This window comes from Herbaspirillum sp. DW155 (assembly GCF_037076565.1).
In the GTDB taxonomy this organism is placed as follows: domain Bacteria; phylum Pseudomonadota; class Gammaproteobacteria; order Burkholderiales; family Burkholderiaceae_D; genus Herbaspirillum.
In genome coordinates this window covers 1,007,966-1,028,705 of record NZ_AP029028.1, presented here as the reverse complement: position 1 = coordinate 1,028,705, position 20,740 = coordinate 1,007,966, and the positions used below count along the sequence as shown (strand labels likewise).

At 63.9% G+C, this 20,740-nt stretch carries 18 protein-coding genes; 11 read left to right on the top strand and 7 right to left on the bottom strand.

Going from position 1 to position 20,740, the window contains the following annotated elements:
- Window positions 1-49: 49 nt before the first annotated feature.
- A complete protein-coding gene (locus tag AACH55_RS04650) occupies window positions 50-679 on the bottom strand; it encodes a bifunctional 4-hydroxy-2-oxoglutarate aldolase/2-dehydro-3-deoxy-phosphogluconate aldolase (protein ID WP_338718262.1) in 630 nt (209 codons plus the stop codon).
- Window positions 676-2,547 carry a phosphogluconate dehydratase gene (gene edd / locus AACH55_RS04645; RefSeq protein WP_338718261.1) on the bottom strand — a complete coding sequence of 624 codons (1,872 nt, stop codon included), beginning with the start codon at window positions 2,545-2,547 and terminating at the stop codon, window positions 676-678. The genes AACH55_RS04650 and edd overlap by 4 nt, the downstream gene beginning before the upstream one ends.
- Window positions 2,548-2,869: 322 nt before the next feature.
- On the opposite strand from edd, the gene pgi reads away from it, so the two are divergent.
- The 4 genes from pgi (at window position 2,870) to tal (ending at window position 7,991) form a co-directional block, all read left to right on the top strand.
- Window positions 2,870-4,534 (top strand): glucose-6-phosphate isomerase, encoded by a 1,665-nt coding sequence (gene pgi / locus AACH55_RS04640; RefSeq protein WP_338718260.1) that lies wholly within the window; start codon window positions 2,870-2,872, stop codon window positions 4,532-4,534.
- A gap of 57 nt (window positions 4,535-4,591) precedes the next feature.
- Window positions 4,592-6,058: a glucose-6-phosphate dehydrogenase gene (gene zwf / locus AACH55_RS04635; RefSeq protein ID WP_338718259.1), complete on the top strand. Its 1,467-nt coding sequence runs from the start codon at window positions 4,592-4,594 to the stop codon at window positions 6,056-6,058.
- A 38-nt stretch (window positions 6,059-6,096) separates the two neighbouring features.
- Window positions 6,097-6,951: an SIS domain-containing protein gene (locus tag AACH55_RS04630; RefSeq protein WP_034310514.1), complete on the top strand. Its 855-nt coding sequence runs from the start codon at window positions 6,097-6,099 to the stop codon at window positions 6,949-6,951.
- Window positions 6,952-7,055: 104 nt separating this feature from the next.
- Window positions 7,056-7,991 carry a transaldolase gene (tal, locus tag AACH55_RS04625; protein ID WP_338718258.1) on the top strand — a complete coding sequence of 312 codons (936 nt, stop codon included), beginning with the start codon at window positions 7,056-7,058 and terminating at the stop codon, window positions 7,989-7,991.
- 130 nt (window positions 7,992-8,121) lie between these two features.
- Here the strand turns inward: tal and AACH55_RS04620 are convergent, their stop codons facing one another.
- Both AACH55_RS04620 and rpiB read right to left on the bottom strand, forming a co-directional pair.
- A complete protein-coding gene (locus tag AACH55_RS04620) occupies window positions 8,122-9,081 on the bottom strand; it encodes a sugar-binding transcriptional regulator (protein WP_338718257.1) in 960 nt (319 codons plus the stop codon).
- A gap of 65 nt (window positions 9,082-9,146) precedes the next feature.
- Window positions 9,147-9,608: a ribose 5-phosphate isomerase B gene (gene rpiB, locus AACH55_RS04615; RefSeq protein ID WP_338718256.1), complete on the bottom strand. Its 462-nt coding sequence runs from the start codon at window positions 9,606-9,608 to the stop codon at window positions 9,147-9,149.
- 297 nt (window positions 9,609-9,905) lie between these two features.
- Between rpiB and AACH55_RS04610 the strand changes: the two genes are divergently transcribed.
- The 7 genes from AACH55_RS04610 (at window position 9,906) to AACH55_RS04580 (ending at window position 17,097) form a co-directional block, all read left to right on the top strand.
- A complete protein-coding gene (locus AACH55_RS04610) occupies window positions 9,906-11,384 on the top strand; it encodes a sugar ABC transporter ATP-binding protein (protein WP_338718255.1) in 1,479 nt (492 codons plus the stop codon).
- A gap of 107 nt (window positions 11,385-11,491) precedes the next feature.
- Window positions 11,492-12,478, top strand: a complete 987-nt coding sequence (locus AACH55_RS04605; RefSeq protein ID WP_338718254.1) for an ABC transporter permease — start codon at window positions 11,492-11,494, stop codon at window positions 12,476-12,478.
- A 31-nt stretch (window positions 12,479-12,509) separates the two neighbouring features.
- On the top strand, window positions 12,510-13,502 hold the full coding sequence (locus AACH55_RS04600; protein ID WP_338718253.1) for a substrate-binding domain-containing protein: 993 nt from the start codon (window positions 12,510-12,512) through the stop codon (window positions 13,500-13,502).
- Window positions 13,499-14,278 (top strand): GolD/DthD family dehydrogenase, encoded by a 780-nt coding sequence (locus AACH55_RS04595; protein WP_338718252.1) that lies wholly within the window; start codon window positions 13,499-13,501, stop codon window positions 14,276-14,278. Before AACH55_RS04600 ends, AACH55_RS04595 begins: the two co-directional genes overlap by 4 nt.
- A gap of 45 nt (window positions 14,279-14,323) precedes the next feature.
- Window positions 14,324-15,337, top strand: coding sequence for a dihydroxyacetone kinase subunit DhaK (locus AACH55_RS04590; protein WP_338718251.1), 1,014 nt, complete (start codon window positions 14,324-14,326; stop codon window positions 15,335-15,337).
- Entirely contained in the window at window positions 15,334-15,996 is a 663-nt protein-coding gene (dhaL, locus tag AACH55_RS04585) for a dihydroxyacetone kinase subunit DhaL (protein WP_338718250.1), read from the top strand. The genes AACH55_RS04590 and dhaL overlap by 4 nt, the downstream gene beginning before the upstream one ends.
- A gap of 12 nt (window positions 15,997-16,008) precedes the next feature.
- A complete protein-coding gene (locus AACH55_RS04580) occupies window positions 16,009-17,097 on the top strand; it encodes an alcohol dehydrogenase catalytic domain-containing protein (protein ID WP_338718249.1) in 1,089 nt (362 codons plus the stop codon).
- Here the strand turns inward: AACH55_RS04580 and AACH55_RS04575 are convergent.
- The 3 genes from AACH55_RS04575 to AACH55_RS04565 all read right to left on the bottom strand — a co-directional run bounded on the left by AACH55_RS04575 (window position 17,094) and on the right by AACH55_RS04565 (window position 20,726).
- The gene (locus AACH55_RS04575) at window positions 17,094-18,647 is read right to left on the bottom strand and encodes a methyl-accepting chemotaxis protein (RefSeq protein ID WP_338718248.1); all 1,554 of its coding nucleotides are present in this window, start codon (window positions 18,645-18,647) and stop codon (window positions 17,094-17,096) included. The two genes, AACH55_RS04580 and AACH55_RS04575, sit on opposite strands and share 4 nt — an antisense overlap.
- Before the next feature lie 225 nt (window positions 18,648-18,872).
- Entirely contained in the window at window positions 18,873-19,910 is a 1,038-nt protein-coding gene (locus tag AACH55_RS04570; protein WP_338718247.1) for an L-idonate 5-dehydrogenase, read from the bottom strand.
- Window positions 19,911-19,931: 21 nt separating this feature from the next.
- Window positions 19,932-20,726, bottom strand: coding sequence for an SDR family NAD(P)-dependent oxidoreductase (locus AACH55_RS04565; RefSeq protein ID WP_338718246.1), 795 nt, complete (start codon window positions 20,724-20,726; stop codon window positions 19,932-19,934).
- Window positions 20,727-20,740 lie beyond the last annotated feature (14 nt).

Below are 20,740 nucleotides of genomic sequence, written 5' to 3'. Positions count from 1 at the left end.
CAGACGGTACGAAAATCCGCCACCGTCTTCTCTCAAGGCTGTGGAAAACTCAAACCTTCTTCAACGCAGCCGCTGCCTTGGCGATCTCGGTGATCTTGTCCCAGTCACCGGCCTCGATGGCCGCCTTCGGGGTCAGCCAGGAACCGCCCACGCAGACCACGTTCTTGCAGGCCAGGAACTGCGGTGCCGTCTCTTGCGTGATGCCGCCTGTCGGGCAGAACGACACGTCCGCCAGCGGACCGGCGATACCGTTGAGCATGCCCACGCCACCGGCCGGTACGGCCGGGAACAGCTTGAGCTGACGGAAGCCCGCTTCGCGTGCGGCCATCACTTCCGAAGGCGTCATCACGCCCGGCAACAGCGGCAGGCCGCTGCGCTTGGCCGCTTCGATCAGCGCCGGGGTCAGGCCGGGCGAGACGCCAAAGACCGCGCCCGCATCACGCGATGCCGTGAACTCTTCGGGCGAGGTCAGCGTACCGACCCCGACGATGGCGTCCGGCACCGACTCGGCAATGGCACGGATGGCCGGCAGGCCATGCTCGGTGCGCAGGGTGATTTCCAGCACGCGGATTCCGCCTGCCACCAACGCGCGCGCCAGCGGCACGGCGTGTTCGAACTTGTCGATGGCGATCACCGGAATGACCGGCGAGGCGCGCATGATTTCCAGTGTGGTCTTCATACCGTGACTTTCTCTTTCTCAAAAATCGGCGGCAGGCCGAAGGTGGCGCCGCCCTCTTCTGCGGTTCCCACCGCGTTGCGGAACATGCTGAACAATTCGCGGCCCATGCCGTGCTGATTGCCCGAGAGGTCGCTGCTGTCCTGGGCACGCGCATCCCACTCGGCCGCATCCACCTTGGCTTGCAGCGTACCCGCATCGGCGTCCAGGCGGATGATGTCGCCAGTGCGCACGCGCCCCAGCGGACCACCGCCCAGCACCTCCGGCGTGACGTGGATCGCGGCAGGTACTTTACCCGATGCGCCCGACATGCGGCCATCGGTGACCAGCGCCACATGACGCCCCTTGTCCTGCAGGATGCCCAGCGCCGGGGTCAGCGAGTGCAGCTCCGGCATGCCGTTGGCGCGCGGACCCTGGAAGGTGATCACGGCCACGAAATCGCGGTCCAGCTCGCCGGCCTTGAAGGCGGCCATGAAGGCTTCCTGCGAATGGAACACGATGGCCGGCGCTTCCACCACCCGATGCTCGGGCTTGACGGCGGAGATCTTGATGACGGCACGGCCGAGGTTGCCCTGCAGCAGCTTCAAGCCACCATCGGCCGCAAAGGGCTTGGCCACCGTGCCCAGCACGCCTTCGTCGCCGCTTTGGGCTGGCGCGTCATGCCAGGTGACGATGCCGGGACGACCGTTCTCGCCTTCGGCGGCCAGCATCGGCTCCTTGCAGTGCTGGCGCAGGCCCTGACCGAGGATGGTGGTCACGTCGTCATGCATCAGGCCGGCATCGATCAGCTCGCGCAGCACGAAGCCGGTACCGCCCGCCGCATGGAAGTGGTTCACATCGGCCGTGCCGTTCGGATAAATCTTGGTGATCAGCGGCACCACGGCCGAGAGCTTGTCGAAGTCATCCCAGTCGATCACGATGCCGGCCGCCTTGGCGATGGCCACCAGATGCAGGGTGTGATTGGTGGAGCCGCCGGTGGCGTGCAGCGCGACGATGGCATTGACGATGGCCTTTTCGTCGATCATGCGGCCCACTGGCGTGTATTGCGAACCGAGGTCGGTGATCTTGGCAGCCTGCTTGGCCGCAGCCGCCGTGAGCGCATCGCGCAGCGGCGTGTTGGGGGTGATGAAGGCGGCGCCTGGCAGGTGCAGGCCCATGGCTTCCATCAGCATCTGGTTGCTGTTGGCGGTGCCATAGAAGGTGCAGGTGCCGGCGCCGTGGTAGGACTTGGATTCGGCTTCCAGCAGTTCGGCGCGACCGATCTTGCCGGCCGTGTAGAGCTGGCGGATCTTTACCTTGTCACTGTTGCTCATGCCGCTGGTCATCGGCCCGGCCGGAACGAACACGGCAGGAAGATGGCCGAAGTGCAGCGCACCGATCAACAGGCCCGGCACGATCTTGTCGCACACGCCCAGGTACAGCGCCGCATCGAACATGTTGTGCGACAGCGCGATGGCGGTCGCCATGGCGATGGCGTCGCGCGAGAACAGCGACATCTCCATGCCGCTCTGGCCTTGCGTGACGCCATCGCACATGGCCGGGGTGCCGCCGGCGAACTGCGCCACGGCACCGGCTTCACGTGCGGCTTCTTTGATGATCTGGGGAAAACGCTCGAAGGGCTGGTGCGCCGAGAGCATGTCGTTGTAGGCCGAGACGATGGCCAGCGACGGTGCCTTGTCTTCCTTCAGCTTCAGCTTGTCATTGGCGGGAAAGGCGGCGAAGCCGTGGGCCAGGTTCGTGCAGGCCAGCGCGCCGCGCTGCGCGCCCTTGCGGCGCGCCGCTTCCAGGCGTTCGAGATAAGCGGTCCGGTAAGGACGGCTACGTTCGGCGATGCGTTGGGTGACGCTGGCTAAGGTAGCGTTGAGAGGCATTGTCGGTTTCCTGTTAGCGTTAACACTGTAATTTTACTACACAATTTTGGCCGAATGAAATCATACACTTAGAGCGCTGCAGCAGGCCAGTCCTGCATGCCTTTTCATTGGTAACGAACATTCTGCTTCAAAACCCTTATCACTTCGTACCGGGAAGCTCATCATGACGATGCCGCGCAGCAATGTAACGGGGGCGTCATAAACTGTAGTGAAACTACCACTTTGACGCCATTTGATGTATAGTCGTCTGCGTTGTCCCGAGAACCTGCCCACGGCCGGCGTTGCTCCTGCCGGGCCACGACAGCCAACCGACATCCAACTCATGCATACCACCGCCCTGACCGACACGGCCGCCTTCAAGGCATTGCAAGCACATCACGCCACGGCAGTTCAATGGCACCTGCGCGACCTGTTCGCCCAACAGCCCGACCGTTTCGAGCGCATGCACGTGCGTGCGGCCGGGCTGCTGCTGGATTATTCCAAGAACCGCCTCAACGCCGACACCCTGGAGCTGCTGCTGAGCCTGGCCCGTGAGCGCGGTGTGGAAGCGCTGCGCGAAGCCATGTTCCGCGGCGAGAAGATCAACTTTACCGAACAACGCGCCGTCCTGCACACCGCCCTGCGCGCGCCGGCCGATGCCTGCGACGCCCAAGTGGACGGACAGCCGGTGATCCAGGAGGTTCACGCCGTCCTGCAGCACATCCGCGCCTTCTCCGAGCGCGTGCGCAGCGGCGCCTGGCGCGGCTATACCGGGCGCGAGATCACCGATATCGTCAACATCGGGATCGGCGGCTCCTTCCTCGGTCCGCAGATGGTCTGTACGGCGCTGCGCGACTATCGCCACGCACGGCTGACCGCACACTTCGTCTCCAACGTCGACGGGCACGATCTCGATGAGGTGCTCTCGCGCATCAATCCCGAGACCACGCTTTTCATCGTCGCCTCCAAGACCTTCACCACCCAGGAGACCATGCTCAACGCCAAGTCGGCGCGTGCCTGGTTCTTGCAGCATGGCAAGTCCGAGGACCTGGCCAGGCATTTCGTGGCCGTCTCGACCAATGCCAGTGAGGTAGCCGCCTTCGGCATCGATACCGAGAACATGTTCCCCTTCTGGGACTGGGTGGGCGGCCGCTATTCGGTATGGTCGGCCATCGGCCTGCCGGTGGCACTGCTGATCGGCTATGAGAACTTCGCGCAGTTCCTGGCCGGCGCCCACGCCATGGACCGCCATTTCCGCGAAGCACCGCTTGCCGTGAACATGCCGGTGATCCAGGCCCTGGTGGGCATCTGGAACCGCAACTTCCTCGACAGCGCCTCGCTCACCATTGCGCCCTATCACCAATGGCTGCGCTTCTTCCCGGCCTATCTGCAACAGCTGGACATGGAGAGCAACGGCAAGCGCATCACCCGCGACGGCACGCCCGTTGCCGTGCAGACCTGCCCGGCCATCTGGGGCGACGTCGGCACCAATGGCCAGCACGCCTATTTCCAGTTGCTGCATCAGGGTACCGACATTACCCCCATCGATTTCATCGCGGTACTGAAACCTTCGCACGGCATTGCCGGGCACCAGGAAGCACTGCTGGCCAACTGCTTCGCGCAGTCCGAAGCCTTCATGCGCGGCAAGGATGCCGACGAAGTACGCGCCGATCTGCAGGCCCAGGGCCTGCCCGAAGCGGAACTCGCGGCACTGATCCCGCACAAAACCTTCGACGGCAACCGTCCCAGCAATACCCTGCTGCTGCCCGAACTGAGCCCGCATGCGCTGGGCGCGATGATTGCGCTCTACGAGCACAAGACTTTCGTGCAAGGCGCGATCTGGGGCATCAACAGTTTCGACCAGTGGGGCGTGGAACTGGGCAAGGTCCTGGCCAAGACCATCCTGGCCGAACTGAAGTCCGACACCGCACCGGAGGCCGCACGGCACGATGCCTCCACCAGCGCACTGATCGCCCTGGCCCGCCAGGCGAGCGGCGCGGCGCAGTAAGGCTGGCAACCACGTAGCGCTCCAATCCGCTACTTCACGCACAAGAGACAACACACCATGGCTACTTCTGATTTCGATCTGGTTTTATTCGGCGGCACCGGCGACCTGTCGATGCGCAAGCTGCTGCCGGCGCTGTACGCCCGCGAACGCGCGCGCGACCTGCCGGCCGACGCACGCATCATCTGCCTGGGCCGCGATGAAAAGTCGCGCGAGGATTTCCTCAAGCTGGTGGAAAAGGATTCCAAGCCCCACGTGTCCGCTTCCAACATGGACGCCACCGTCTGGGAGCGCTTCACCAACCGTCTGCAATACGCCTCCGTCAATGCCAAGGATGCGGACAGCTTCAGCCACCTGAAGGAAGCCCTGCGCAATGTCGATGGCCTGCCCCGCGTGTTCTACCTGGCCACGCCGCCCAGCCTGTTCGCCTCCATCTGCGAGAATCTGTCCAAAGCCGGACTGGTCACGCCGACCTCGCGCGTGGTGCTGGAAAAGCCGCTGGGCCGCGACCTGGAGAGCGCCCGCAACATCAATGCGCAGGTGGGCCGCTTCTTCCAGGAATCGCAGATCTTCCGTATCGACCACTACCTCGGCAAGGAGGCCGTGCAGAACCTGCTGGCGCTGCGCTTCGGCAATGTGCTGTTCGAACCGCTGTGGCGCCGCGAATGGATTTCCGATGTGCAGATCACCATCGCCGAAGAGCTTGGCGTGGGCGGCCGCTTCGATTACTACGACACCTCCGGCGCACTGCGCGACATGCTGCAGAACCATCTGCTGCAACTGCTGTGTATCGTGGCCATGGAGCCACCCGTGTCCAACTCGGCCGATGCCGTGCGTGACGAAAAACTGAAGGTGCTGCGCTCGCTCAAGCGCTTTACCCCAACCACGCTGGCCATGAACGTGGTGCGCGGCCAGTACCGCGCCGGTCACGTCGATGGCGTGGCCGTGCCGGGCTACCGCAAGGAAGCCGATGCCAACCCCGATTCGCGCACCGAGACCTATGTGGCCGTGAAGGCCGAGATCGATACGTGGCGCTGGGCCGGCGTGCCCTTCTATCTACGTACCGGCAAGCGCATGGCCGATTCGCTGGCCGAGATCGTGGTGCGCTTCAAGAGCGTGCCGCATTCCATCTTCGCGCATCAGAACGACACGCCCAACTGCCTGGTGATCCGCCTGCAGCCCGACGAAGGCCTGCACATGAACCTGATGGCCAAGCAGCCCGGTGACGGCATGCGCCTGCGCCCGGTGGAACTGGAACTGGACTTCCGCGAGAAATTCAAGACCCCGCGCATGGACGCCTACGAGCGCCTGCTGCTGGATGTGCTGCGCGGCCACCTCACGCTCTTCATGCGCAGCGACGAACTGGAAGCCGCCTGGGAATGGGTGGAACCGATCCTGACCTACTGGGACCAGCAGGAAGCCGACCCCGTGCCCTACAACGCCGGCACCTGGGGACCGGCGGCCGCCAGCGCCCTCATCGGCCGCGATGGTCTGCAGTGGCGCGAAGAAGCGCTGCCCGAGGTCTGAGGCAGCGCGCTCAGCATCACCAGGTCCACCTCATGTCCATGCTGCTCGACTCCATCCGCACCCACATCAACTCCCTCTCCAAATCGGAGAAGAAGGTGGCGGCCACCATCCTCGCCAATCCGCAACTGGCGCTGGCGGAGAACCTGACGGCGCTGGCCAAGAATGCGGAAGTGTCGGAACCGACCGTGATCCGCTTCTGCCGCGCCATCGGTTACGAGGGCTGGCATGACTTCAAACTGAAACTCGCGCAGAGCCTGGCACTGGCACTGCCCGGCGCCGACGAGACACTGGCCCAGGATGACCTGGCCGCCGATCTGGTCAACAAGATCTGCAGCCGCTCCATCAATACCCTGCTGGACTTGCGCAACCACCTGAACCCGGATGCCATCCAGCTGGCGCTGGACGTGCTGGCGCGTGCCAACAAGATCGAGTTCTACGGCCAGGGAACCTCCGGCATCGTGGCCAACGACGCGCAGCACAAGTTCTTCCGCTCCGGTGTGCCCACGGTGGCCTATTCCGACCCGCACATTCACAGCATCGCGGCCTCGCTGCTGAAAGCGGGGGACTGCGTGGTGGCGATCTCGCAGCGTGGCGGCAACGCGGCCCTGCTGCGCTCGATCCAGCTGGCGCGCAAGGGCGGCGCCGACATCATCGTGCTGGGTCCGTCCGGCACCCCCCTGGCCGAACTGGCCACGGTGCTGGTGCCCATCGACCTGTCCTTCAACATCGATCCCTATACGCCCATCTCGGCGCGCCTGGCGCACCTGGTGGTGATCGACATCCTCGCCGTGGGCCTGGCCCTGCGGCGCGGACCGGAATTCCGCAAGAAAATGCAGAACGCCCAGAAGTCGCTGCAGAAATTCGACATGCAATTCGACTCCTTCTTCCGTTGAGAGGACTGCGACGGATCAAGGATCAGCCATTGACCGACAGACAGCGCAGCATCCATGCGTACAATGCCGCGGTCCCTTTCATTCTTTTAGCAACAGGACTTTCCATGAGCCAGCTTGACCAGTTGAAGCAGTACACCACCATCGTGGCCGATACCGGCGACTTCCAGGCGATGAAGGCCTTCGCCCCGCAGGACGCCACCACCAATCCCTCGCTGATCCTCAAGGCCGTGCAGAAGGCCGAGTACAAGCCGCTGCTGGAGTCGGTGGTCAAGGCGCATGCCGGCAAGAGCACCGATGAGATCATCGATCGCCTGCTGATCGCCTTCGGGCTGGAAATCCTCAAGCTCATCCCGGGCCGCGTCTCCACCGAGACCGATGCGCGCCTGTCCTTCGATACCGCAGGCACGGTCGCCAAGGGCCGCGAGCTGATCCGTCTGTATGAAGAAGCCGGCATCGCCCGCGAGCGCGTGCTGATCAAGATCGCCTCCACCTGGGAAGGCATCCGTGCCGCCGAGATTCTGGAAAAGGATGGCATCCGCTGCAACCTGACCCTGCTGTTCTCGCTGCCGCAAGCCATCGCCTGCGCCGAGGCCAGGGTCCAGCTGATCTCGCCCTTCGTCGGCCGCATCTATGACTGGTACAAGAAATCCACCGGCCAGGAATACACCGGCAGCGATGATCCGGGCGTGCAATCGGTCAAGTCGGTCTACAACTACTACCGCAAGTTCGGCTACACCACCGAAGTGATGGGTGCGAGCTTCCGCAATACCTCGCAGATCGTCGAGCTGGCCGGTTGCGACCTGCTGACCATCAGCCCGGACCTGCTGCAAAAGCTGGCCGACACCGATGCACCGGTCGAACGCAAGCTGAGCAAGGAAGCGGCCGATGCCGCCGATATCGAGCGCATCTCGCTGGATGAAAAGGCCTTCCGCCTGGCCTTGAACGGTGATGCGATGGCCACCGAAAAACTTGCCGAAGGCATCCGCCAGTTCGCCGCCGATGCGGTGAAGCTGGAGCAGATCGTCGACGCATTGCGTTAAGGAGAGCGGCGCAGCTGCGCCTTTTTCCACAACGTGCTCAACAAAAAGAAGGCCGCATCGTCTGCGCGATGCGGCCTTCTTCATTGCGCAGGGGTCAGCAGGAACAAGCTCGCCGGCCCTTCGATTCAGCTCACGCGGTGTTCTTCCTGGTCGCCTCTTCCAAGGTAAGCAGCGTATGCGCAATGCTGTCGGTCGTGGCCAGCGTCTTGATGGTGCCGGTGCGCAGTGCGCCCAGCATGGCGCTGGCCTTGCCGCTTTCGCTGGCGACTGCGATGACGTCGGGAATGCGCCGCAAGTCATCCACCGTCAGGCCGATGACACGCGAGTGCGTTTCCGTACGGACGGGTTCGCCCTGAATGTTGATGAAGTCATAGCCCATCATGTCGCCTACCGCGCCATGGCGCTTGAGCTCCAGGATTTCCTGAGGCGAGAACCAGCCCATGCGCACCATCGGACTGTCTTCATTGATATCGCCCACACCAATGAGTGCCACATGGGCGCGGCGCGCCTTGTCCAGCGTCGGACGGACCGCATCGTTGGCCAGCAGGGCATCGCGCATGGCTGCATTGTTGACCAGTGCCGGGGCATACAGCGTCTCGCTGTCGCCACCGAACCGCGAGGCCAGGCGACGGCAGATGTGATCGGAGTTCATCGCTTCGCCACCGCGATAGTAACCGCCGATACCACAGACGAAGGTGGCGCTGCGCCGCGTATTGGACACCGCGTGTTCGGACACCGCATTGATGTTGCGCCCGATACCGACGGCCACGATGCTGTCATCGGTCAGGCTGCGGTCGAGATGATTGGCCACCAGCCCGGCCAGCATGGCGCGCTGGCGGTTCTGGTCGTTGTGGCTGACCGAGATGAGCGCGCGCTCGATACCGAAACGCTGAATCAGCGCATGTTCCAGCTCAATGGTCTGGCCCGGATGATGGCGCACGCGGATCTCCACGATGCCCTCATCCTGGGCACGCTTGAGCATGCGCGCAATCGAAGCGCGTGAAATCGAAAAACGCTCCGACAGCTCCTGCTGCGTCAGACCATCGACGTAATACAGCGTGGCCAGACGCGTCAATTCATCCATGGACATGGATTCCCCCCTTAGCTTGCGTGTGCCTCTGCATGGCTGCCGGCTTGCACCCGGCAGCGCTGCGCCTATGGGCGCTTGGTATTGTGCAAATGATGTTCATACTCTTTGATGCGCTCCAGCTTTTCGGTCGAGCGCCCACCTGAAAACTCCGCCGCCAGCCAGGTATCGACGATGGCCTTGGCCAGTTCGGTCCCGACCACGCGTGCGCCCAGGGTGATGATCTGGGCGTCATTGCTCTTGCTGGCCCGTTCGGCGGAATAGGTGTCGTGGCATTGCGCCGCGCGCACCCCCGGCACCTTGTTGGCCGAGATCGCCATGCCGATGCCCGTACCGCACAACAGGACGGCGCGGCCAATCACCCCTTGCCTGATCTGTTCGGCCACCGCGAAGGCGATGTCGGGGTAAATCACGGGCTCCGTATCATGGGTGCCGTAGTCCACCACGTCAAGGCCCTTGGCTGCCAGATGGCCCTTGATGACCTCCTTGAGCGCATACGCCGCTTCGTCGCATCCGATGCCTATTTTCATCCTTGTCTCCTGGTGACGATGAACTGCTTTGCTCATGCCCCGCCAGAATATTTATTCATGCAAGAGCATTTGTTCACCGAGAGACTAATGCAAAAGTGATCGTTACGCCACAAAAACCGCATAAATTCACCTTTTATGCCTCTGAATTGCATTATTGCGGCGCAAAACAGAAGGAAAAGTTATTTAAAACGATGAGCAAATGAGCATTGACAGCAAAAAAATTCTTTGCAATGATGGGCTCACAACAAACATTTACCCATCGCTGGACATTTGACCAGCGCATGTATGGAGACAGCCATGGCAGAGCTTTTGCTGGAAGCACATGGAGTGAGCAAGTCCTTCCACGAGGTCGTGGCACTGGCAGACGGACGTCTGCAGTTGAAGCGGGGCAGCGTGCATGCGCTGTGCGGCGGCAACGGTGCCGGCAAGTCGACCTTCCTGGCCATCATCATGGGCCTGCTGCGACGGGACGGCGGCGAGATTCGCCTCAAGGGTCAGCCGGTGGATTTCCATTCGCCTGCCGAAGCCCTGCAGCACCACATTGCCATCATCACGCAGGAACTCTCGCCCATCCCCGGCATGAGCGTGGCGGAAAATCTGTTCCTCGGCCGTGAGCCGCGCGTGGCCGGGGTCTGTGTCAACACCCGCGCCATGGAGCGGCAGGCGCAGGCGCTGCTGGATCGTCTGCAATTCCAGGTCGATGCGCGCGCCCGCATGCAGGACCTGAGCCTGGCCCAGGTGCAGCTGGTGGAAATCGCCAAGGCCTTCAGCCACGACTGCGATGTCATGATCATGGACGAACCCACCTCGGCCATCGGCGAAAAGGAGACCGAAGTCCTGTTCCGCGCCATCCGCAGCGTGGCCGCGCAAGGCACCGGCATCATCTATGTGTCGCACCGTCTTTCCGAAATCTTCCAGATCGCCGACAGCTACACCGTCTTTCGCGATGGCCGCTTCGTCGAGACCGGCCTGATCCGCGATATCGACCGTGCCAGCCTGGTCAAGGCCATCGTCGGCCGCACGCTGCAGGTGCAGGAACGCCGCCGTCGCCAGGGTGGGGAGGCGATCCTGTCGACCGAAGCGCTGGGTCGCCAAGGGGAATTCCACCAGGTCTCGCTGCAGGTCCATGCAGGCGAAGTGGTCGGCATCTATGGCCTGATGGGCTCGGGCCGCAGCGAATACCTCAATTGCATCTACGGCCTGACCCGGCCCGACCAGGGTGCCGTCACGCTGCGGCAGCAGTCCTTGCCCGCCGGCCGGCCCGCGGCCAGCATCGCCGCCGGCCTGGCGCTGGTGACCGAAGACCGCAAGGACAGCGGTCTGGTGCTGTGCGCCTCGATCCAGGACAACATCGTGCTGGCCGCCTACCGACGCATGTCGCGCCTGCCGCTGATCCGGCGCAGCCGCGTCGATACGCTGGTGCGGCAGATGATCCAGCGCCTGCAGATCAAGGTCAGTTCACCGCATCTGCCGGTCTCCTCCATGAGCGGCGGCAACCAGCAGAAGGTGGTGCTGGCGCGCTGTCTCTCGACCCAGCCACGGTGCCTGCTGTGCGACGAACCCACGCGCGGCATTGATGAAGGTGCCAAGCGCGAGGTGTACCAGCTGATCGACCGTTTCGTGCAGGACGGCGGTGCCGCCCTGGTGGTGTCTTCCGAAGCGCAGGAGATCCTCGACCTGTGCGACCGCATCGCCATCTTCAAACGCGGTCGCGTGGTGGAAGTGGTCGATGCGCATGCCACCACTCAGGAAGAACTGCTGCACCTGGCCTCATGAGCAGGGAGCGCAGTGCGTGCCTGCCATGACGCACCCGTCTGCGATGCCGGCCTGATGTATCCCGATGACGATCCACCGACGATCTACTGACGATCCACGACGAACCCATGATGACCAAACCCACTTCCCTCTCCGTCGGCCGGCTGGCCTCGCCCTCCTTCACCAGCCTGCGCCAGACCTATGCGCGCTACGGTGTGCTGGCGGCCCTGATCGTGCTGTGCATCGCGCTCTCACTGGCCACGCCGTATTTCATGACGCTGGAAAACTGGACTGACATCCTGCGCCAGACCTCCATCAACGGCATCCTCGCCATCGGCATGACCTATGTGGTGCTCACTGGCGGCATCGACCTGTCGGTCGGTGCGCTGCTGGCCTTCTCCGGCATGGTCACGGCATGGCTGGCCACCGGCGGCGGCTATCCGCCTGCGGTAGCGGTACTGGCCGGACTGGGCGCGGGTGCCGCGCTGGGTGCCATCAGCGGCCTGCTGGTGGCGCGCATGGCCGTGCCTTCCTTCGTCGCCACGCTGGGCATGTTGAGCGCCGCACGCGGTGCCACCTACATCTACAACGACGGCATGCCGGTCTCGGACCTGCCGCCCGGCCTGCTTTCCATCGGTGGCGGGCAGATCCTGCACGTGCCGGTGCCCATCGTCATCTTCGGCGTGGTCATCGCGGTGTCGTGGTTCGTGCTGCGCTTCACCGTCTATGGTCGCTACATCTATGCCGTCGGCGGTAATGCGCGCAGCGCCAAGACCAGCGGCATCGATACCCGCAAGGTCTATTTCGCGGTGTACGTCATCAGTGGCCTGCTGGCCGGGCTGGCCGGCGTCTTGCTGGCCGCACGCACCACGGCGGCACTGCCGCAGGCCGGCGTGTCCTATGAACTGGATGCGATTGCTGCGGTCGTCATCGGCGGCACCTCGCTTTCGGGCGGCACCGGCACCCTGGGCGGGACCGTCGTGGGTGCGCTGCTGATCGGCGTCATCAACAACGGGCTCAACCTGCTCGGCGTGTCTTCCTATTACCAGCAAGTCATCAAGGGCGTGATCATCGTCGGCGCTGTCCTGCTGGATTCCTCGCGCAAGAAAAACTGAAGTCCCACAACAACTCACACGGAGACGATTCATGATCAAGAAAACCCTCGCCAGCCTGCTGCTGATGGCCGTAGCCACCGGTGTCAGCGCCCAGAACAAACCCCTGCGCATCGGCGCGGCCGTCTACGGCCTCAAGGGCGAATTCATGCAGATGTGGAGCAACCAGCTCAAGGCACATCCGGCGGTACAGGATGGCAGCGTGCAGGTCACCATCTTCGACGGCAACTACGACGCCCTCACCCAGAGCAACCAGTTCGACACGATGATCCTGCAAAAGTACGACGCCATCATCTTCGTGCCCATCGACCTCAAGGCGGGCGCGGCACCGGTGCAGAAGGCGGTCAAGGCAGGCATCCCGGTGATCGGCTCCAATACCCGCGTGCAAGGCGACGTGCTGACGTCCTACGTCGGCAACGATGACGTGGTGGCCGGTCGCCTCGAAGCGGAGGCGCTGATGAAGGCCATCGGCGGCAAGGGCAACATCGTCATGATCGAAGGGCCCATCGGCCAGTCCGCGCAGATCGAGCGTGCGCGTGGCAATGATGAAGTGCTGGCGCGCAACAAGGACGTCAAGGTGCTGGCCCGCAAAACCGGTAACTGGTCGCGCGCGGAATCGATGGCGCTGATGGAAAACTGGCTCACCGCCCATCCCGGCCAGATCAAGGGCGTGCTGGCGCAGAACGATGATGAGGCGCTGGGGGCACTGCAGGCCATCAAGGCCAAGGGTATCGATCCCAAGACCATCCCGGTGGTCGGCATCGATGGCATTGCCGATGCCATCGCCGCAGTCAAGCGCGGCGAAATGGTGACCCAGTTCCAGGATGCCCAGGCGCAGGCGCAAGGCGCACTGGATGTGGCCTTGCGGGCCATCAAGGGGCCATCCTACCAGCCACGCTCGACGATCTGGACCGACTACGGCGACAAGCTTCCCTGGAAGGGCGGCACCGAGAAATCCTATACCGTGCCCTGGACCACCATCACCCCGGAGAACGCCGATGCCTTCCTGAAGAAGGTCAAGAAATGAGCGCAGCGCTGTCAGCCGACGCCATGACGCGGCCGCATGATTTTTCCGGACGCGTCGCCCTGGTCACCGGAGCTGCCGCCGGCATCGGGCTGGCCACCAGCCAGCTGCTGGCGCGCTGCGGTGCCCGGCTGGTGCTGGTGGACCGCAGCGACGCCGTGCTGCAGCTGGCCCAACAGCTCGGGCCGGACCACACCCACCTCGGCCTGGTGCTCGATGTCTGCGACGAAGCCGCCATCGGCCGCGCCATCGTCCAGGTCGAACAGCAATGCGGACGCATCGACGTGCTGGTCAACAATGCCGGCGTGGCCTTGTTGCAGGAGGCCGAGTCGGCCACCTGCGCCGACTGGGACCGCACCATGGCCATCAATCTGAAGGCTCCCTTCCTGCTGGCGCAGGCGGTGTTTCCACTGATGCAGCGCCAGCAGGGCGGACGCATCATCAACCTCGCCTCGCAAGCCAGCGTAGTCGCACTGGAGCGCCATGCCGCCTACTGCGCCAGCAAGGCCGCACTGGTGGCGTTGACGCGCGTGCTGGCGCTGGAATGGGCGCGCCACGGCATCACTGCCAATGCCATTTCACCGACGGTGGTGGAAACCGAACTGGGCAAACAGGCCTGGGCGGGTGCGGTGGGGCTGGCCATGCGGGCGCGCATTCCCGTGGGCCGCTTCGCCCAGCCCGAGGAAGTGGCGCATCTGGTGGCCTATCTCGCCAGCCCGCAGGCGGCCATGATCACGGGCGAGAACATCCTCATCGATGGCGGCTACACCGTGACCTGACACTTTGTTTTTGCAGTGGACCGACGTTTTTCCAAGGACTGATTCATGACTCTCAATCGCATCGTCAACAACCCCGACCTGGTCGTCGAAGACATGCTGCGCGGCGTGCTGGCCGCGCACCCCGGACTGTCCGCCCACCCGGACAATCCGCGCGTGCTACGCCATCGCGGCGCCGGCACGCCGGGCCGCGTGGGCATCGTCACTGGTGGCGGCTCCGGGCACGAACCGGCCTTTCTCGGCTACCTCGGCCAGGGCCTGGTCGATGCCGTGGCCGTGGGCGAAGTATTTTCCTCACCCACCGCAAAATCCTTCATGGACGCCTTCCAGCTCGCCCATGGCGGCCAGGGCATCGCCTGCCTGTATGGCAACTACGCGGGCGACAACATGAACGTGAAGATGGCCATCAAATTGGCCGAACGCGCCGACATCGAGGTGCGCACCGTGGTGGCCAATGACGACGCCGCCTCGGCTCCGCCCGAGCAGCCCGACAAGCGGCGCGGCGTGGCCGGTGAAATTTTGATGTGGAAGGTCGCAGGTGCGGTCGCAGCGCAGGGCGGCACGCTGGACGAAGTAATCCAGGCCGCGCAAAAGGCCATCGACAACACGCGCTCCATCGGCATCGGCCTGTCGGCCTGCACTATCCCCGCAGTCGGCAAGGCCAACTTCACGATCAGGCATGGTGAGATGGAAGTGGGCATCGGCCATCACGGCGAGCCGGGGGTATCGGTGCAGGCCGTGGTCCCGGCGCGCGACATGGCCCGCCTGATGCTGGACAGGCTGCTGCCCGACCTGCCCTTCGCACGCGGCGACAAGGTCGCCGTGCTGCTCTCGGGCCTGGGGGCCACGCCGCTCATGGAGCAATACATCCTCTATGCCGATGTGGCCGATGGCCTGCGCGATGCCGGTCTGCAGGTGGCGCACAGCTTCGTGGGCAATCTCTTCACCTCGCTGGAAATGATGGGCGTAACGCTCACCCTGATGCGCCTGGACGCGCAGCTGGACCAGTCCCTGGCCGCCCCCTGCGACAGTATCGGACTGCGCCAGGGAGGGCGGCCATGAACACCGGATTCGATATGCGCCAGGCCGCCTGGGTGGTCCAGGACCTGGTCTCGACTATCAATCAGCACCGCGATTGGCTGAGCGAAGTCGATGGTGCCATCGGAGATGGCGATCACGGCATCAACATGAGCAAGGGCTTCAGCCTGTGTGGTGAACGTCTCAGACAAACGCCCGAAGCATCGCTGGCCGCGGCCCTTGATACGCTCTCGCTCAATCTGATGGAAGGCATTGGTGGTTCCATGGGCCCGCTCTACGGCAGCTTCTTCATGGCCATGAGCACGGTACTGGAAGGCCAGCCCACACTGGATCGCCAGCTCTTCCTGAAGGCCCTGGACGAGGGCATTGCCGCCGTGCAGGCCATCGGCGAAGCCAGGGTCGGCGACAAGACCCTGATGGACAGCCTGATCCCGGCACGCGATGCCTTCCGCCTCGCAGTGGGCCGCGACCTGTCCTTCGCCGCCTGCCTGCAAGCCATGCAGCGCGGTGCCGACACCGGCCGCGATTCGACCCGCGCCCTGCAGGCCCGCATCGGCCGGGCCAGCCGGCTGGGCGAGCGCTCCATCGGCGTGCTCGATGCCGGTGCCTGTTCCTGCGCGCTGATCCTCGGCAGCCTGGCCAAGTCGCTACAGACCGGCCTGCTCCACCAATCTCCCGAATAAGGACATCCCATCATGCATTTCCATGACGACGACATGCTGGCCGTGGTCTGCCACGCGCCACGCGACTATCGCCTGCAACGGGTCAAGCGGCCGGCGGCCGGTCCCAATGAGGTCATCATCAAGATCGCCTCGTGCGGCATCTGTGCCGGTGACTGCAAGTGCTTCGCCGGTGCCGCGCGCTTCTGGGGCGATGAGGTCAAGAACAAACCCTCCTACGTCAAGCCACCGGTAATTCCCGGCCATGAATTCTGGGGCCATGTGGTGGAGATGGGGCCGGGCGCAGCCGAGCACCACGGCGTAGCAGTGGGAGACCGGGTGATCGCCGAACAGATCGTCCCTTGCGGCAAGTGCCGCTACTGCAAGACCGGCTATCGCTGGATGTGCGAGGTGCATGATGTCTACGGCTTCCAGCGCCAGGTGGCCGAGGGCGGCATGGCCGACTACATGCGCCTGTCGGCGCGGGCAGTGATCCACAAGATTCCGGAGCACATCTCCTTTGAGGATGCGGCGGTGACCGAACCACTGTCCTGCGCCATCCACGCCGTCAACCGGGGGGACATCCAGCTCGATGACGTGGTGGTGATCGCCGGTGCGGGCACGCTGGGCTTGCTGATGGTGCAGGTGGCGCACCTGAAGACACCGAAGAAGCTGATCGTCATCGACCTCTCCGACCAGCGCCTGCAACTGGCGCGGGAATACGGGGCCGATATCGTCATCAACCCCGGCCGCGAGGATGCGCAGAAGATCGTGCGAGAGGCCACCGGGCAATATGGTTGCGACGTCTACATCGAAACCACCGGCGCACCCGCCGGCGTGACGCAAGGGCTGGACATGATTCGCAAGCTGGGCCGCTTCGTGGAGTTCAGCGTCTTTGGCCGCGACACCACGGTGGACTGGTCCATCATCGGTGAAGAAAAGGAACTGGATCTGCGCGGCGCGCACCTCAGCGGCGATTGCTACCCCATCGCCATCGACCTGCTGGCACGCGACCTGGTGACCTCACGCGGCATCGTGACGCACAACTATGCCCTGTCGGACTGGGAAGCCGCCATCAAGATGGCCGACTCGATGGACTCGATCAAGGTGTTGCTCAGGCCCTAAGCCTGGCTGGCTTGCGTGCCGCGCGCCTGCTGGCACTGGAAGAAACTCACCGTCGTCTGCAACTGGACCGCGCGGCGGTTGAGATCTTCCGAAGTCACGGCCAGTTCTTCCGAACTCAGTGAATTCTGCTGGATCACCTGGGCCAGTTCCCTGGCGGCAGTGCTGATCTGGCTGACGGCGGCTGTCTGCTGGTCGGCCGATTGCACGATATCCTGCACCAGCGCCGAGGTACGGGCGATGGTCGGTACCATGTCGTTGAGCTGTCGTTCGGCTGCGCAGGCCAGGGCCACATTGTCGCGCGCCACCTGATCGATCTCCTGGGCCGCCGACTGGCTGCGCTCGGCCAGCCGCCGCACTTCGGCGGCGACCACGGCAAACCCGGTGCCGTGCTCACCCGCATGCGCCGCCTCGATGGTGGCATTCAAGGCCAGCAGGTTGGTCTGGTAAGCGATGTCATCGATCACCTCGATCTTGCTGGCAATCTGCTGGATGGCCGCCACCATCTGCTTGACCGTCTCGGCACACTGGCGCGCCTCCAGCGCAGCGGCCGAGGCGATCTGGTCGGTCTGCCGGGCATTCTGCGCAGCGCTCATGATGCCGCCGTGAATCATCGCCAGCGCTTCACTGGCCTGCTCCACCCCCGCCGCCTGCTCGCTGGAGGCGCGCGAGAGCGATTGCGCCGTCGCGCTGACTTCCTCGGCGGTGCTGACGAAGGCTTCGGCATTGTCGCGTACCTCGGTCACCACCTGGGCCAGCCGCGCCATCATCTTCTGGATCGCGTGCATCATGCTGTTGCGGTAGCCGGACCTGGGCGTGATCGTCTGCACCAGGTCACCCTCGCAAAGGCGCTGCATCACCGTCACCACGTCGCCCGGCTCGCCCCCCATCTGGCGCAGCAGCGTGCGGGTGAGCAGCCATCCGGCCACCAGTAGCAACAACAGCACACCACCGGCCACCTGGGTCACGGTCTCCAGGGCATCGCTGATGATCTCGCGCGCACTGATGCCTCCAGCCTCGCCCTGCGCGATCTTGTAGGAACGATGGCGCGCAAAGGTGGCCTGCACGGTATCGATCGCGGCGCGAAACTCCAGGATCGACAGGCCCAGGCTGTCCTCGATCCGGTCCTGTTCGGCCACCGCCAGCAAGCGCTGCACCACTTCCTCGAAGGCGACGATGCGTGCCTTGTCATCGGCCAGCATGGCACCATCAGCCTCGTCGGTGACGTAGGCATCGGCATAGGTCTTGAGATGCCGGTGCATGTGCTTGCGCTGCACTTCCATTTCGTGCAGCAGACGACTGCGGTCATGCGGGTCGCGGTTGACCAGATACTGATAGATGCGCCCCTGGATGGCGTTGAACGCGGCCTGCGTATCATCCAGCGTGGTCACGCTGGGCACGGTGTTGACCTGTGCGTAACTGGCCGCGTGATAGACACTCTCGATCTGGCGCAAGCTGACGGCGGCCGTGGCGATCAGCCCCAACAAGGCCAACAGGACCAGCACCGACAGGCGCTGGCCGACGGTGAGCGTGCGAAGTCCGGGCCTGGACATGATTTCCTCTCCCCAGAGGTGTTGCGATGGCTGCATGACATGGCGCGCCCCCTCCCCTGCTGCGCCATACAGACTTGGCAACGAACTTATAGCGCACGACAAGGCTTGTCAATCGATGTCCGTATCGTCTCCCGACGGATAAAAACAAAAATGCCGCCCAGCAACACTGCGGACGGCATCCTCACGAATCCTTGCAGTGGCGCGCCATCAGGCCACCGCGCAGATTCAGTCAAAACGGATCTGCACCTTCATCATGCGCGAGCGGTCGCCGGCAACCTCGAAGGCTTCTATTGCCTGGGCGATGGGATAGGTGGCGGTAATGAGCGGCTTCACATCCACCAGCCTGCGGTTCATCAGTTCCACCGCCATGGCGAACTCTTCATGGAAACGGAAAGCGCCGCGCCACTCCAGTTCCTTGCCCACCAGCAGATTGGCCGGGAACTGGATATCCCCGCCCAGACCGACCTGCACGATGACGGCCTGCGGACGCAAGGCTTCCAGCGCACCCACCAGCGCACGTTCATTGCCGCTGGCTTCGAAGAGCACATCGAAGCTGCCCTTGTCGGCGGCATAAGCCTTGAGGGCATCGGGCGTCTCGGCCATGTTGATGGCGCGGTCGGCGCCCACCTGCAAGGCGGCTTGCAGCGGCATGGCGGCCACGTCGGTGACCACCACTTCCAGCGCGCCGGCGCGGCGTGCGGCCACCACCACCAGGGCACCGATGGGACCACAGCCGGTCACCAGCACGCGCTTGCCCACCAGCGGGCCGGCGCGGCGCACCGCGTGCAGCGCCACCGACAGCGGTTCTGCCATGGCGGCCTCGCCATCGCTGACGTGATCGGCCACGATGTGGGCCTGCGCACGCTCGATGATGATTTCCTGGCGGAACGCACCCTGCACGTGCGGCGTGCGCATGGCGCTGCCGTAGAAGCGCATGTCCAGGCAGTGGTTCTGCTTGCCTTCCTGGCAGTACTTGCAGAGACCGCAGGGGCGGCTGGGCGAGATGGCGATGCGCGTGCCGGGCGCGATGTCGGTGACGGCCGACCCGACTTCGGCGATCTGGCCCGAGACTTCATGGCCCAGCACCATCGGTTCCTTGATGCGTACCACCCCGAAACCGCCGTGGTGGTAGTAGTGCAGGTCCGAGCCGCAGATGCCGCCGGCCTTGACCTTGACCTTCAGTTGCTGCGGCTGCAGGGGGCCGGTCTCCAGAGTCTGGATGCGCAGGTCGTGCGGCGCGTGAATGACGAGTCCTTCTTGCATGGTCTTCTCCGAAATCAAATATTACAAGGTGGCAGTCACGCCGCCATCCACGTAGAGGATGTGACCGTTGACGAAACGCGAGGCATCGCTGGCCAGAAACACCGCCGCGCCCACCAGGTCTTCGACGTCGCCCCAGCGGCGCGAGGGGGTGCGGCCCACCAGCCATTCGCTGAATTTGGCATCGTTGACCAGGGCCATGTTCAACTCGGTCTTGAAATAGCCCGGCCCCAGACCGTTGACCTGCAACCCGTACTTGCCCCAGTCGATGGCCATGCCCTTGGTGAACATCTTCACCGCGCCCTTGGTGGCGGTATAGGGCGCAATGCCCGGACGGCCCAGCTCGCTCTGCACCGAGCAGATGTTGATGATCTTGCCGGCACCGCGCGGGATCATGTGGCGCGCCACCGCTTGCGCGGCATAGAAGACGCTGTTGAGGTTGGTGTTGATCAGGTCATGCCAGTCCGATTCCTTGAAATCTTCCAGCGGATTGCGGCGCTGGATGCCGGCATTGTTGACCAGGATGCCGATGGCGCCGATCTCGCTTTCGATCTTCTGCACCGCGGCCTTCACGTCCTCGGCTGAGGTCGCATCGAAACTGGCTTCATGGATGGTGTGGCCCTCGGCACGCAATTGCGCAGCGACGCTAGCCAGCTTGCCGGCATCACGCCCGTTGAGCACGATGGCCGCGCCCGCTTCGGCCATGCCGCGCGCCAGCGCCAGGCCGATGCCACCGGAGGAACCGGTGATGAGGGCCAGCTTGCCTTCAAGGGAAAAGCCCTGCAAACCTGCGGGCAAAGAGGTGGTCTTGATGGTCATGAGGTGTCTTTCTT

What these genes read in the sequence shown, in the direction of transcription:
- AACH55_RS04565 (WP_338718246.1), bottom strand. Translation starts at nt 20,726, where the DNA reads ATGACCATCAAGACCACCTCTTTGCCCGCAGGTTTGCAGGGCTTTTCC.
- AACH55_RS04595 (WP_338718252.1), top strand. Translation starts at nt 13,499, where the DNA reads ATGAGCGCAGCGCTGTCAGCCGACGCCATGACGCGGCCGCATGATTTT.
- AACH55_RS04580 (WP_338718249.1), top strand. Translation starts at nt 16,009, where the DNA reads ATGCATTTCCATGACGACGACATGCTGGCCGTGGTCTGCCACGCGCCA.
- AACH55_RS04620 (WP_338718257.1), bottom strand. Translation starts at nt 9,081, where the DNA reads ATGTCCATGGATGAATTGACGCGTCTGGCCACGCTGTATTACGTCGAT.
- dhaL (WP_338718250.1), top strand. Translation starts at nt 15,334, where the DNA reads ATGAACACCGGATTCGATATGCGCCAGGCCGCCTGGGTGGTCCAGGAC.
- AACH55_RS04605 (WP_338718254.1), top strand. Translation starts at nt 11,492, where the DNA reads ATGATGACCAAACCCACTTCCCTCTCCGTCGGCCGGCTGGCCTCGCCC.
- AACH55_RS04570 (WP_338718247.1), bottom strand. Translation starts at nt 19,910, where the DNA reads ATGCAAGAAGGACTCGTCATTCACGCGCCGCACGACCTGCGCATCCAG.
- AACH55_RS04590 (WP_338718251.1), top strand. Translation starts at nt 14,324, where the DNA reads ATGACTCTCAATCGCATCGTCAACAACCCCGACCTGGTCGTCGAAGAC.
- AACH55_RS04650 (WP_338718262.1), bottom strand. Translation starts at nt 679, where the DNA reads ATGAAGACCACACTGGAAATCATGCGCGCCTCGCCGGTCATTCCGGTG.
- pgi (WP_338718260.1), top strand. Translation starts at nt 2,870, where the DNA reads ATGCATACCACCGCCCTGACCGACACGGCCGCCTTCAAGGCATTGCAA.
- AACH55_RS04575 (WP_338718248.1), bottom strand. Translation starts at nt 18,647, where the DNA reads ATGTCCAGGCCCGGACTTCGCACGCTCACCGTCGGCCAGCGCCTGTCG.
- zwf (WP_338718259.1), top strand. Translation starts at nt 4,592, where the DNA reads ATGGCTACTTCTGATTTCGATCTGGTTTTATTCGGCGGCACCGGCGAC.
- AACH55_RS04630 (WP_034310514.1), top strand. Translation starts at nt 6,097, where the DNA reads ATGCTGCTCGACTCCATCCGCACCCACATCAACTCCCTCTCCAAATCG.
- AACH55_RS04600 (WP_338718253.1), top strand. Translation starts at nt 12,510, where the DNA reads ATGATCAAGAAAACCCTCGCCAGCCTGCTGCTGATGGCCGTAGCCACC.
- rpiB (WP_338718256.1), bottom strand. Translation starts at nt 9,608, where the DNA reads ATGAAAATAGGCATCGGATGCGACGAAGCGGCGTATGCGCTCAAGGAG.
- AACH55_RS04610 (WP_338718255.1), top strand. Translation starts at nt 9,906, where the DNA reads ATGGCAGAGCTTTTGCTGGAAGCACATGGAGTGAGCAAGTCCTTCCAC.
- tal (WP_338718258.1), top strand. Translation starts at nt 7,056, where the DNA reads ATGAGCCAGCTTGACCAGTTGAAGCAGTACACCACCATCGTGGCCGAT.
- edd (WP_338718261.1), bottom strand. Translation starts at nt 2,547, where the DNA reads ATGCCTCTCAACGCTACCTTAGCCAGCGTCACCCAACGCATCGCCGAA.